We start from the raw sequence: 12,102 nt of genomic DNA on the forward strand, positions 1-12,102 counted from the left end.
TTTGGCCTTGTCGTGGCCGTAAGGCAGCAAATCAGCGCTGCTGATGCCCAGCTTTGCACCAATCTCCTGGATCGGTTGTTTCTTGGCTTCGCGGGCAATTTCGATGTCGGTTTTGAAACTCATGGCGGGTCCTGTCACAAGAGTATTGACGCTTTCTGCCCCTCTTGTAGCGCTCACAATCAGAACACCGGCATGCAATTCCGACATTTTCCGCGCTTGTTGCGTCGGCATCAAACACGGCTGTTTCTTTTTGGAAACGCAACGTCAGCATCGGCGACACAGCGCACTGATACGCCGCGTTAGCGCTGCTTTACGCCCGGGCCTCATCCAGATGCGCCCAAACCGGCTGATCAGGGACAAAGAGCTGCACCACATCGCCAACGGCGAACTGTCCGGGCCGCTCGACCCACGCGGTCACGCCCCGGCGTCCTTCTGCGGCGGTTTTGAATTTCGGCCCATGCCCCGGATGACTGCCTTCAATCACCCGCCCCGGCAACACGCAGGGTCGGTTTTCCATATCAATCGTGATGGTGGCCCCATCAGGCCCTTGCAAGCGTGCATTGGGCGGGACATGCGTGAAATCAGGAATGCCTTCCAACACGATTGAGGCGCCAAGCCAGGCAGGATCCAGCGCCGCCAACCCCATATCCTGCGCAATCAAATCAAGCTCTTCTTTGGACAACACAGAGAGCTGGCGTACATTTGCAATCTCAGTGCCCTTTTCATACAGCGCCTTGACCCGCACACAGGAGGGACGGGTGATTCCACTGTGCGCTTCGCCCTCAGCCCCTCCGATGACAAGCGAGAGCGTCTCAACAGATGTCGCACTCAGGTCTTTCCCCGCCGGAGCAACCTGCCCCAGCCAGACAATTTTTGCGGAAAATTTCGTGGGTTTCAGCGCCGGCATTGAAGGCTCCCTAAAGTCGTTTTGCGCAGCCTACGCGGATGCCGAAAAAAGGGCAAAACAACCTTCTTGATGAGTCTCATCAGCAAAACACACGCCAAATGCGCGACGTCAGCGCGATAAGACACACGCAGAAAAAAGCCCGGAGCGTTTTCACACTCCGGGCTTTATTTCATCAGCGGATCTGATCACGCTGTTGGTTCTGGCTCCATGCCACCGTCACCGCTAGGTTTGCTGCGTGGCTTGGTTTTCGGAATGGCTGTTACGCTTGGCGCGTTGCCTTCATCCGTATCACTGCCGTCATCATCGCCGGACTGAGGCGGATCGCCATCCATCACGCGTTTGATTTCGTCACCAGTCAGCGTTTCGTATTCCAGAAGCCCCTGCGCCAGACGCTCCCACTCTTCGTTGTAGTCACTCAAAAGCTTGTGGGCTTTGTCGTAGCCATCTTGGATCAGGCGCTTCACCTCTTCCTCGATCAGCTCTTTGGTATGCGCCGACACAGAGAAACCACCGGTGTTGCCCTGATACCCTTCGTGGGCTTCGGCGTAATCGATGTTGCCAACCTTATCAGACATACCCCAGCGCATCACCATCGCGCGGGCCAGTTGGCTGGCTTGCTGAATGTCACCTGCTGGACCGTTGGAAACGTGATCGTCGCCATATTTGATGATCTCAGCAGCTTTGCCTGCCATGGTCATTGCAAGCTTCTGCTCACACTCAGACTTGTGCCAGTTCAGCCGGTCCATCTCTGGCAGGCTCACAACCATGCCCAAGGCGCCACCGCGCGGAATGATGGTCGCTTTATAAACCGGATCACATTCCGGAAGTTTCAGACCCACCAGCGCGTGGCCAGCTTCGTGATAAGCTGTTTTCTCTTTTTGATCCTGCGTCAGAACCATAGAGCGGCGCTCCGCCCCCATCATCACCTTGTCTTTGGCTGATTCGAAATCTTCCATAGTGACAAAGCGGCGGCCAACACGTGCGGCCATAAGAGCCGCCTCATTCACAAGGTTCGCCAGATCCGCACCGGAGAAGCCAGGTGTCCCCCGCGCAATAATGCGCAGGTCCACATCGGGGCCAAGCGGGGTCTTGCGCGCATGCACGCCAAGAATTTTTTCGCGGCCTTTGATGTCTGGGTTGCCCACAGTCACGTTGCGGTCAAAACGGCCCGGGCGCAGCAGCGCAGGGTCAAGCACATCGCGGCGGTTGGTGGCCGCGAGGATGATCACACCTTCGTTGGCTTCAAAGCCGTCCATTTCAACAAGCAGTTGGTTGAGCGTTTGCTCACGCTCGTCGTTGCCGCCGCCATAACCGGCGCCACGATGGCGACCCACGGCGTCAATCTCGTCGATAAACACAATACAAGGCGCGTTTTTCTTGGCCTGTTCAAACATGTCACGCACGCGGCTTGCACCCACACCCACGAACATCTCAACGAAGTCAGAGCCGGAGATGGTGAAGAACGGCACGCCCGCCTCGCCAGCGATCGCACGTGCAAGAAGTGTTTTACCAGTGCCGGGAGGGCCCACAAGCAGCGCGCCTTTAGGGATTTTGCCGCCAAGGCGGGAGAATTTCTGAGGATTGCGCAGGAACTCGACGATTTCTTCGAGCTCTTCCTTGGCCTCATCAATGCCCGCGACATCATCAAAGGTCACGCGGCCCTGCTTCTCGGTCAGCATCTTGGCTTTGGATTTGCCAAAGCCCATTGCACCACCTTTGCCACCGCCTTGCATGCGGTTCATGAAGTAAACCCAGACACCAATCAGCAGAAGGAAAGGCAGAAGGCTAATCAGGAACGCCTGAAAACCAGAGGTTTCCTGGCTCTCTGCGCGTACAGGAACGCCTTGGTCGATCAGAAGGTTCGTCACTTCCGCATCCGAAGGCATCACTGCCATGTAATTGGAGCCGTCCTTGGTGGTATAGCGCACTTTCTCGCCATCCAGCGTGACGCTGGCCACCTGATCGCTTTGAACAGAAGCTACAAAGTCAGAATAGCTGATTTCACGGCTCTGCAGTGTGCTGCTGTCACCGCTGAACAGATTGAACAAGGCAAGGATCAGCAAAAACAGCACGACCCAGAAAGCTACATTTCGCGCATTGCCCAAGGCAAGTCTCCCTTTCAGTACGCCCGTTCCCTATCACGGGCGCGTACACAGTTAAATAGAGATCGCTGCCCCGTTATCAATGCGATATTTGACAAAGAGCCTCGCAAGTCGTGCCATTTTGACACTAAGGCGCCAAAACCTGCGCTTCCCAGCCGTTCGCAAGCCCAGCAAGCGGTGCAGAAATGAGCGTATCCCCATGCCAAACAGCAGGCGAGGAGAGCACACTTTGGCGTGGCCGCGCACTCAATCGCCAGTCGGGCACCTGTGCCATTCCTGCCTCTCCAAGCGCCGCGATCTCCAAACCCGCTGAAACTTCGCCACCTGCTCGCGCGAGGCGCCAGCGGCCATCCCAAACGGCGTTCACACCCGTACGAAGGTCTTTCACAGCGTTCCATTCACGACTGATACGCAGCATGCCCGCCTTTGGGATCACCAAACACCCATGCAAAGCTTTGGGCGCATGTGCGTCCAACACCTCGCTCAACGCTTTAAAGCGGGGGCGATAGCTATTGCCAGACACCCAACCCAAAGCCTTTGAAATCAGACGTGCCTGAAGCGCATCGGGCAAGGCTTTCAATCCTGCGTGATCAAACAGCACGTCCCCAACATCATAGGACATCACATCCTGCTCCGCCCGCTCAACGGCCCAATCCGCCAAGCCACGTTGCGCCCGCATGTGATCGCTCGTTTGTGTCAGCCGTGCGACACTCAGCCCCAGAGGTTCCAGCGTTCCCATCATCTGCCGGGCTTTGACACGATCATATGTCTCATCGTCATTGCTTGGATCATCCGCCCAAGTCAGCCCCCTCTCACGCAGGTAGGCACGTAGGGTTTCACGGCGCACCTTCAGAAGCGGACGCACCCATGTGATGTCTCCTTCTTTGCGCGCGGGCTCCATAGCAGAAAGCCCGTCAACGCCCGAGCCACGTGCCAGCCGCATCAGGAAGGTTTCGGCTTGATCATCCGCCGTGTGCCCAAGTGCAACACACCCAAGACCCTGCGCCTCGGCCCAATCTCGCAACAATCTCCTCCGTCCCTCACGTGCGGCCTGTTGAAGATTGCCCTGTCGATCCCAGTCCCAGCGCAATGCTGTATGCTTCAATCCATGGCACGCAGCGTAATTTGCGACGGAGGCAACCTCTTCCACGGATTCAGGCCGCAGGCCATGATCAACGCTCGCAACAAAAAGCTCCGCCTGCCCCCAAACGCGCAAAAGATCCATCAGCGCCATGGAATCACCGCCACCGCTGACGGCGACACCAATCCTTTCAGGCACTGTATGGCCAAAGCCCTCTTGCAGTGCCTGTGTCAGGGCAGCCGCGAGAGAGGTCAGGGACACTGCAGGTTGGCCATCTCGGCCTGCGCCTCAGAGACAAAAACGCCGCCGGGGAAACGCACACCAACTTCATTGAGCGTCACGCAGGCTTCATTGGCCTGTCCAAGCGCGCCGAGGGATTTGCCCAAACGGAACAACGCTTCGGGCGCGGTGCCCGCAACAGGCGCACCGGAGTAGGCCTCCAGAAACGCGCGCGCCGCACCGGTTTTGTCTTCTGCCCCTTCAAGTGCCTGGCCCCGACGCAAATGCGCCTCAGACTCCAAAGGACTGCCCGGATAAGTCTGCACAAAGGACGCAAATTGATCTGCGGCAGAGGTGTATTCACCATTGTCCAGCGCCGTCATGGCACGATTGAAATCCGTCTCTTCACCAACGGCAAGTTCTGTGGGCTCCCCATCACCGGAGCCATCGTCTTCGCCTGCCGCGGGGGTCGCGGCCGCGATAGCGCCGCCCAAAGTTGTGGTCTCACCCAGCTGGCTCAGATCGCCGCCTTCCAGCTCAACAAGCCGAAACTCCAAATCACCGATCCGGTTGGTGCCATCCTCCACAACGCGCTCAACGCGGTATTGCAGCTCTTCGGTTTTGTTGGTCAGCACCTGCAACTGCTGCTCAATGACATCCACACGCTCCAGTGTGGAGGCCCCTGCAGTCACTGTACCTGGCGCGCCCGTGGTGGAAAGTTCGCGCTTAAGTTGCTGGATTTCCACATAAAGAACCGAAAGCTGCTGACGCACATCCGCAAGCGTTTCCTCACGCGTCTGCGTGCTGCCCATGACGGGGGCCAATACAAGCGCAAGTGCGCTCAGTCCTGCAAATACCTGCGCTCGCATCGTCACTTACCCCGAAACATTCGCCGTCAGCACAGTCACCGCACGGCGGTTTTGCGCATAACAACTTTCCTGAGAGCAAACCTCGATCGGGCGCTCTTTGCCATAGCTCACAGTGCGCACCCGGTTGGACGCAACACCCTGCGCGACAAGCAATTCTTTCACCGCGCTCGCACGGCGCGCACCCAGCGCAAGGTTGTATTCACGTGTGCCCTGTTCATCCGCGTGCCCTTCAACCACCGCAACGTAGTCGGTGTTTTCAAGCAGCCAGTTGGCCTGCGCCAGAACTGTCAGGCGTCCTTGTTCACCAAGTGTGGACTGATCCACCGAAAACAACACCCGATCCCCGACCGCTTCTTGGAAATAGGCAATCGAGCGCGGATCTGCGCTGCTGCCGACCCCGGCCCCTGCGCCATCGGGTCCGAAGCCGTCGCTGCCCGTGTTAAACCGATCCGAATTCGTACAAGCGCCCAGCGCCACTGCGGCCACCAAAAACGCCGCTTTTGTCCAAGTCTTCATGAAATCGCCTCGCCTCTTATCCCGAAAGTTCTTTCGTCTCTTACCTGTTGTCGCACCCGTGTATCACAAGCGCGCTTTCTATAAAACGTCACCATGACACACTCGCACAAGCGTTATTGCAGCGGTGACCAGCTGGGGTCCGAGCCACCACCAGAGATGCTCACCGGCTTCAGATTGCGCCCTGACACATCCACAGAATAAAGCGCGGACACCCCGCCAGAGCCTTTGGTTTCACGTGTGAACATGATCACCCTGCCATTTGGCGACCAGGTTGGCCCCTCATCAAGGAAAGAGGCCGTCAACAGACGCTCTTCGCTGCCATCCACCCGCATCACGCCGATGTGGAATCGGCCATTGTGCTGTTTGGTGAAAGCGATCAGATCGCCGCGTGGGCTCCAGACGGGCGTGCCATAGCGCCCTTTGCCAAAGCTGATCCGCGTGGCCTCGCCCCCGTTTGCGCCCATGATGTAGAGCTGCTGCGTGCCAGACCGGTCGCTTTCAAATACGATCCGGCTGCCATCCGGGCTGTAGCTCGGGGCCGTTTCGATGGAGGGCGTGGAGGTCAGGCGCTGGCGCTTGCCACTCGCAATGTCCATTTTGTAAAGGTCGGTGTTGCCACCTTCTGTCACTGACATCACAACGCTGCGACTGTCGGGTGAAAATCGGGGGGCAAAGCTCATCGTGCCGCTGTCATTGGACAGCACCCGACGCTGCACCGAGCCGACATCCAGCACATACACCTGCGGGAAGCCGGTTTCATAGCTTGTGTACAGCACACGATCGCCTTTGGGGGAGAACCGAGGCGCAAGTACAATGGCGCTGCTGTCTGTCAGATATTGCAGGTTGGCGCCGTCATAATCCATCACGGCCAGACGTTTCTTGCGGTCGCTCTTGGGGCCAGTTTCACTCACAAACACCACGCGGCTGTCAAAATAGCCGCCTTCGCCCGTGATCCGCGAATAGACTTCATCAGCCACTTTGTGCGCCATGCGCCGCCAGCCATCGATCGTGCCTTTAAACCGCAGACCACCGCCCAGCTCCGTGCCCGCAAACACATCATAGACCCGGAAACGCACCTCCAACTGATTGCCACTCACCGACACACCGCCGGAAATCAAAGCTTGTGCATTAATGGCCTTCCAATCGGCATATTGAATGGGGCTGTCAAAATTGGTGATTTTCGAAATATGGGCGCTGGCCGGGATTTGGCGGAACAATCCGGTGCCGTTCAGATCCGCCGCAATCACTTGGCTCATGTCGCGTGCGATCTGATTGGAGCCCTGTGTCTCAGCCACAAATTCCGGCACCGCATAGGGCAAGGGCTCAATCACACCATCGGTGATCTCAATCCGCAAAGGCGTGCTCTGCGCCGCCGCCTTATGCGCCCATAGGCTCAGGGCCATCACCCCGATCATCACTGTGGCAAAAAGTCTGCTCATCGGCGCCTCATATTATCTGGGTTAAATGTAATCTCAACATCTCGCCAATGGTCATATTTTTCCACTGGCAAATCATATCCGTCTTTCTGACAGCGCAAAACCGCGCGTCTTGCGGCCTGAAAAGCCGTCTGCGCCGCAGCGGCATCGCCACCTTCCGCACTCAACATACGAATGTCGCCCTGCACCTTGCCGTCGCGGTCAAGCGACAGGCCCACCACCACGGTCACATCTGCCGCGCGCGAGCCCACATCCACGACCCAACACTGCTGCACTGCAACGCGCAACCCATCACGCTCTCCTTGGCTCAGCGGTGGGCCCGATGGGGCAGCAGCGGTCTCTGCGGTTTCAGCGGCACTTGCCTCCGCCAAAGCAGCAGCAATCGCATCCTCATTTGCATCTGGCGCAGGCGTTGGTTCCGGACGCGCAGCAGGTCGCACACGTGGGCGCAAAGACCGGCTTGGCGCCGCGCTGGCCAGCTCTTCCTGCTTGGGTTCGGTGGCAATCTCTGTGCTCGCTGCCTCTGGCGCTGTCTCTTCCTGCACCTCTTCGCGGCTCTCCGCAGCCGCATCTGGCTCGGTCGCTTCTTGCACCACATCAGCAATTGCCGTGTCAGGCTCTGGAGGCGCCACAGGCTCCGGGGCGACACGTTCTGCAGGCTGCGTCACCGGGCGCACCGGCGCGTCAGGAATGACAACCGCGCTATCGCTTTCGGGCGTGGGCAATTCAGGCACGTCCTGCACCACATCTTCCGGCTCAATTGGGGCCGGAGGCGTCACTTCGGTAAGTTCAGGCGAAATATCCGGTTCACTTGCCGGAGCTTCTGGCGGCGTGACCTGCTCGGGTGCTTCATCAGGCTGCGATGTCACCTCTGGCGTTGGGGCCACCTCTTCTGGCGGGGTGGGCAAGGCCACCTCTGTCGCCGTCTCCGGCGCAACTTGCCCCTGCACAAGCGCATCAAACTCCGCAGACGAAATCACAGAGACATCCGTCACCTCCATCGGAGGTGGATCGGGGTTCAACACCCCACCAAACAACACCCAACCGATCAGACCGGTGTGGGCAATGCCAGAGATATAGTGGCCGATATGCACGCCTGCGCCCTAGTTGTCCGTGCCTGCAGTCGCAGCGGGCTCGATGCCGTCCAGCGCCGGACCGCCCACATCGGTCACAAGACCAACATCGCTAAATCCGCCCGCATTCAAAGCCCCCATCACCTGCACCACCGCTTCATAAGGAATGGCCCCATCTGCGCGCAGGTAAACCCGCTCAGAGCTGCGCTCTGCCGCCACCGCGCGCAGTTTGGGCACAAGCTCGTCTGCTGCCACAGGCGTGGTCATGATGGTGATGCCCAGATCCTTGTCGATGGTCACGGTCAGCGGCTCTTCCTGCTCGCCCGGCAAAGGGTTGGCGGCGGTTTTTGGCAATTCCACCGGCACGCCCACCGTCAACAGCGGTGCCGCCACCATAAAGATGATCAGCAAAACCAACATGACATCCACAAAAGGCGTGACGTTGATCTCACTCATCGGCTGGCTGCTGCGCCGATTGCGGCGACGGCGTTTGCCGCCTCCCACGCCCGATTTCATCACGCCCGCGCCCATGGCTTAAGCGTCCAACTGGCGGCTGAGGATCGTGGCGAATTCATCAGCAAAGGCTTCATAGCCTGAAACGATCCGGTCGCTGTCCGAGCTAAGCTTATTGTAAAAAATCACCGCCGGGATCGCCGCCAGAAGGCCAAGACCCGTGGCCAGAAGCGCTTCTGCAATACCCGGCGCAACCACCGCAAGGTTGGTGTTCTGTTGCGCGGCAATCTCGATGAAAGCATTCATAATGCCCCACACCGTGCCAAACAGCCCCACAAACGGTGCAGTCGAGCCAACCGTAGCAAGAATTGGCAAACCATGCTGCAGCTCATCAGCTTCTTTTGCAATCGCCACATCCATTGAGCGATCAATCCGGCTGGTGGCATTGGCAATCAATCCACCATCCTGACGGTGACTGCGCTGCCACTCCACCATGCCAGCCGCAAACACCCGCGCAGAACGCCCGCGCGGCTCCGGCCCCAGCTCCTCAAACAGCTGATCCAGCGGCTCGCCCGACCAGAAGGACCGGTCAAACCGTGCTGCCTCGCGCCGCGCCTTGCGATACATGATGTGTTTTTGAATGATCACTGACCAAGACCAGAACGACGCTACAATGAGCATCACCATGACCAGCTTTACGGTGAGGGTTGCGCGCGCGAAAAGCGCCCACATCGAGAAATCGACTGCTGCGTGTTCCATTATGCCTGCTCTTGCCTGAGGCCCTCTTTCGGAGCCTTGTTTGAAAGCAAACTTAGCGGGTTTCCACTGAGAAATCTAATGAATTGGCCGCAATCGCAAAAATTTGCGCGCCTTAATGGATCATTTGGCGGATATTTGCCGGCAAACGCACAGGTTGGCCTGCCTCATTCACGCAAACCACCGTGACCACCGCCTGAAAAAGCAGCTCTTCGCCACGCTTTACCCGCTGATCCATGGTCAGGCGCACACCAGTCACGTTACGCACTTCGGTTTCAACCGTCAGTTCATCGTCCAGTACGGCAGAGCCAAGGTAATCCGCCTCAACCCGACGCACCACAAAAACGATGCCCTCGGCCTTCATCTCTTTCTGATCCAGCCCGAGCTCGCGCACCCATTCGCTGCGCCCGCGTTCAATGAACTTCAGGTAGTTGGCGTAATAGACAATACCCGCCATGTCGGTGTCTTCATAGTAGATGCGGATTGGCAGGGTGTAGATCATTGAACTTGCTCCAAATTCAGCTGCCCTATGGGTAGGCGCACACCACGGCCATTGCAAGCGGCTACCGCTCAAGATCACTCCAGACGCAACCGCGCAAACAGGCGCAGCGCATGGCTCGCATCCGCTGCGGCCACGGGCATCATGCGATCATAGGCCGCCGCGATCACGGCCGCGATCTCAGGGCGCAGCACCGTCGCACCGCTCTCAGGCACCACGGCCAGGGGAGAGGTCTGAGAAAAAGCCTCAGGCCCCCAGGTCACAATGGTCTGCACCGCTTCCCCAAGCGCCAGCGCTTCTGCGGGCAGCTTCGCCATATCTGCGCTCATCCGCAGGAAAACAAACGCCGCCTGGATCGCCCCATCATCGTCAAATCGGAAGGCCCGATATTGAGTGGCATCAGCGGTCTGCAACCGTGCCACCAACTCGGCAAGATCTGGGATCAGCCGATCCAGATCCGGCACGGCCAACAGCTCATCCCATTCGCGGAAGAAAAACATCATCAGATTGCTGCCGAGTTCCGGGTCGGTCTCTGCCATCTGATGGCCCACCAAAGTGGCCACCGCTTCAAATGCCCCTTTCACCGTGCGCAGGGTCTCGTCTTCGACACCAAACACCACCGGCGCAATTGGCCGCCCCCAACGGGCAAATCCATAGCTGCCGTCACGACGGGTAAAGAGTTTTTCGACGTCCTGCGGTGTCATATGCGGGCCTCCTGCGTTCACATCCGCTTCATGCCGCCCGCCCCAACAGAAAGCAAGAGCTGGACCTGTGGGCGATGCGCCACAACAGAGAGAGTGTGAGTGAGCGACATGTCAAAGACACCGAGGACCTAGTGCAGCATGTCACCAAAAAACAACCCAGCGTTGACAGGCTGCAGCAAGCAGCCCATCCTGACCGTATTGTAAAAACATTATTTGATCGGATCCGGCAATGAATGCGAAACTCTTGCTCATGCTTGCAGCCCTAGGGCTGGTGCCAATCGCCTTATCTTACGGCATCGCGCCGGGCAGCTCCCTCCCCTATTTGCTGGGCTTTTCAGTTGAAACGACAAACCACACCCATGTGTTCCGTGCGATCATGGGACTCTACCTTGCAAATGCAGCGTTCTGGCTGATTGCTGCCGTTACGCCAGCATTGCAACACGCTGCCCTCTGGGTTCTGTTTCTTTTCATGGCGGGGCTGGCAGCTGGGCGCATATTGAGCATCCTTGTGGACGGAATGCCCAACGCCGTTCTGATGTTCTACCTTCTGGCAGAGTTGGCCTTTGCGATCTTGGCTGCGTTGACACTCTCAAAGATCAACACGGCTGAGTAGGGCAAGAGATGTTTTTCCAAAACCGCACAGCCCGTCTTGCCGCAACGCTTTGGCTTTTGTGCGGCGCCGCTCATGCGCAATCTCAGGCGTTGCAACAAGATGTGGATACACACATCGCGCAATTGCAAGAAGGTGCGCGGAACGCCGGATTTCTGGAAGTTGCGGACATTGATCATGCGCGTTTGGCTGCGGCTGAGGGCGTTGACATGCCGCCAGCAAGGGCACTCATTTATTCTGACCCAAAAACAAACACCTCCGTTCTTGCAGAAAACCTGCGTGCGGGGCTGGATCTACCTTTCCGCGCGCTCTCCTTCGCGCAAGATGGTGGGACACATGTCATCTATACCAGCGCAGCGTTTCTGAAACTTCGCCACGGGTTAGAAAATACAGCGACGCTCAAAACCATCGACGCCACACAAACGCAAGTTTTTCGTGATCTTGGTGCGCAGCCTGCGCCTGTCACCGGCCTGAGCAAAAACTACGGCATCGTTGAGCTCACATCTGATCTAAGCGTTTCAGACGCGGTGGAAAGCCTCACCAAAGCCATACAGGCGCAAAGCGACACAATCTGGTTCGGAGAAATCGACTATCAAGCAGAAGCCGCCGCGCTGGATGTACACATAAACGAAGCGGTACTGCTGCTTTTTGGTGGCCCCGCGCCCGGAGGTGTCGCAATGGCAGACTTCCCTGCCATTGGCTTGGATGCCTTTTGTCAGAAACTGCTTGTCTACTCAGACGGCGGCAGTGGGTCTGTTGTTTTGTTCAATGACATCGCGGCGCTGGCCGAGATTCATTATGGCGAAAGCAGCACACCACACCGCCAGTTAAACAACAGGCTTACAAAAACTTTCAAAGGCGCGCTTTAAAGCGACCC

14 protein-coding genes are annotated in these 12,102 nt (G+C 57.9%); 2 read left to right on the forward strand and 12 right to left on the reverse strand.

Going from position 1 to position 12,102, the window contains the following annotated elements:
- From PJL69_RS09330 to PJL69_RS09385, 12 genes are all read right to left on the reverse strand, one after another.
- On the reverse strand, positions 1 to 123 hold a 123-nt coding region (locus tag PJL69_RS09330), incomplete at its 3' end, for a formate--tetrahydrofolate ligase (RefSeq protein WP_271309722.1).
- A 187-nt stretch (positions 124 to 310) separates the two neighbouring features.
- A complete protein-coding gene (locus PJL69_RS09335) occupies positions 311 to 907 on the reverse strand; it encodes an MOSC domain-containing protein (protein ID WP_271309421.1) in 597 nt (198 codons plus the stop codon).
- 185 nt (positions 908 to 1,092) lie between these two features.
- Positions 1,093 to 3,012, reverse strand: coding sequence for an ATP-dependent zinc metalloprotease FtsH (gene ftsH / locus PJL69_RS09340; protein ID WP_271309422.1), 1,920 nt, complete (start codon positions 3,010 to 3,012; stop codon positions 1,093 to 1,095).
- A 124-nt stretch (positions 3,013 to 3,136) separates the two neighbouring features.
- Positions 3,137 to 4,351: a tRNA lysidine(34) synthetase TilS gene (gene tilS / locus PJL69_RS09345; protein ID WP_271309423.1), complete on the reverse strand. Its 1,215-nt coding sequence runs from the start codon at positions 4,349 to 4,351 to the stop codon at positions 3,137 to 3,139.
- Positions 4,342 to 5,178 (reverse strand): tol-pal system protein YbgF, encoded by an 837-nt coding sequence (gene ybgF, locus PJL69_RS09350; protein ID WP_271309424.1) that lies wholly within the window; start codon positions 5,176 to 5,178, stop codon positions 4,342 to 4,344. The genes tilS and ybgF overlap by 10 nt, the downstream gene beginning before the upstream one ends.
- A gap of 6 nt (positions 5,179 to 5,184) precedes the next feature.
- On the reverse strand, positions 5,185 to 5,694 hold the full coding sequence (gene pal, locus PJL69_RS09355) for a peptidoglycan-associated lipoprotein Pal (protein ID WP_271309425.1): 510 nt from the start codon (positions 5,692 to 5,694) through the stop codon (positions 5,185 to 5,187).
- Between the two features lie 113 nt (positions 5,695 to 5,807).
- Positions 5,808 to 7,109 (reverse strand): Tol-Pal system beta propeller repeat protein TolB, encoded by a 1,302-nt coding sequence (gene tolB / locus PJL69_RS09360; RefSeq protein WP_441347478.1) that lies wholly within the window; start codon positions 7,107 to 7,109, stop codon positions 5,808 to 5,810.
- A 20-nt stretch (positions 7,110 to 7,129) separates the two neighbouring features.
- Positions 7,130 to 8,224, reverse strand: a complete 1,095-nt coding sequence (locus tag PJL69_RS09365; protein ID WP_271309427.1) for a hypothetical protein — start codon at positions 8,222 to 8,224, stop codon at positions 7,130 to 7,132.
- A 9-nt stretch (positions 8,225 to 8,233) separates the two neighbouring features.
- Complete coding sequence (gene tolR / locus PJL69_RS09370) at positions 8,234 to 8,734, reverse strand: protein TolR (RefSeq protein WP_271309428.1); 501 nt, start codon at positions 8,732 to 8,734, stop codon at positions 8,234 to 8,236.
- 3 nt (positions 8,735 to 8,737) lie between these two features.
- Complete coding sequence (gene tolQ, locus PJL69_RS09375) at positions 8,738 to 9,415, reverse strand: protein TolQ (RefSeq protein WP_209100629.1); 678 nt, start codon at positions 9,413 to 9,415, stop codon at positions 8,738 to 8,740.
- A 112-nt stretch (positions 9,416 to 9,527) separates the two neighbouring features.
- Positions 9,528 to 9,914 carry a tol-pal system-associated acyl-CoA thioesterase gene (ybgC, locus tag PJL69_RS09380; protein WP_209100630.1) on the reverse strand — a complete coding sequence of 129 codons (387 nt, stop codon included), beginning with the start codon at positions 9,912 to 9,914 and terminating at the stop codon, positions 9,528 to 9,530.
- Positions 9,915 to 9,988: 74 nt separating this feature from the next.
- The gene (locus tag PJL69_RS09385) at positions 9,989 to 10,615 is read right to left on the reverse strand and encodes a hypothetical protein (protein WP_271309429.1); all 627 of its coding nucleotides are present in this window, start codon (positions 10,613 to 10,615) and stop codon (positions 9,989 to 9,991) included.
- 229 nt (positions 10,616 to 10,844) lie between these two features.
- Here PJL69_RS09385 and PJL69_RS09390 point away from each other — a divergent pair, with 229 nt between their 5' ends.
- Positions 10,845 to 11,228 carry a DUF4345 domain-containing protein gene (locus tag PJL69_RS09390; protein WP_271309430.1) on the forward strand — a complete coding sequence of 128 codons (384 nt, stop codon included), beginning with the start codon at positions 10,845 to 10,847 and terminating at the stop codon, positions 11,226 to 11,228.
- A gap of 8 nt (positions 11,229 to 11,236) precedes the next feature.
- Positions 11,237 to 12,094: a DUF302 domain-containing protein gene (locus tag PJL69_RS09395; protein ID WP_271309431.1), complete on the forward strand. Its 858-nt coding sequence runs from the start codon at positions 11,237 to 11,239 to the stop codon at positions 12,092 to 12,094.
- Positions 12,095 to 12,102 lie beyond the last annotated feature (8 nt).

The sequence above is a fragment of the Shimia sp. MMG029 genome (assembly GCF_027947445.1).
Lineage (GTDB): Bacteria > Pseudomonadota > Alphaproteobacteria > Rhodobacterales > Rhodobacteraceae > Shimia.

Coding starts and splice junctions, on each gene's coding strand:
- PJL69_RS09335 (WP_271309421.1), bottom strand. CDS start 907: ATGCCGGCGCTGAAACCCACGAAATTTTCCGCAAAAATTGTCTGGCTG.
- ybgF (WP_271309424.1), bottom strand. CDS start 5,178: ATGCGAGCGCAGGTATTTGCAGGACTGAGCGCACTTGCGCTTGTATTG.
- pal (WP_271309425.1), bottom strand. CDS start 5,694: ATGAAGACTTGGACAAAAGCGGCGTTTTTGGTGGCCGCAGTGGCGCTG.
- tolB (WP_441347478.1), bottom strand. CDS start 7,109: ATGATCGGGGTGATGGCCCTGAGCCTATGGGCGCATAAGGCGGCGGCG.
- tolR (WP_271309428.1), bottom strand. CDS start 8,734: ATGGGCGCGGGCGTGATGAAATCGGGCGTGGGAGGCGGCAAACGCCGT.
- tolQ (WP_209100629.1), bottom strand. CDS start 9,415: ATGGAACACGCAGCAGTCGATTTCTCGATGTGGGCGCTTTTCGCGCGC.
- ybgC (WP_209100630.1), bottom strand. CDS start 9,914: ATGATCTACACCCTGCCAATCCGCATCTACTATGAAGACACCGACATG.
- PJL69_RS09385 (WP_271309429.1), bottom strand. CDS start 10,615: ATGACACCGCAGGACGTCGAAAAACTCTTTACCCGTCGTGACGGCAGC.
- PJL69_RS09390 (WP_271309430.1), top strand. CDS start 10,845: ATGAATGCGAAACTCTTGCTCATGCTTGCAGCCCTAGGGCTGGTGCCA.
- PJL69_RS09395 (WP_271309431.1), top strand. CDS start 11,237: ATGTTTTTCCAAAACCGCACAGCCCGTCTTGCCGCAACGCTTTGGCTT.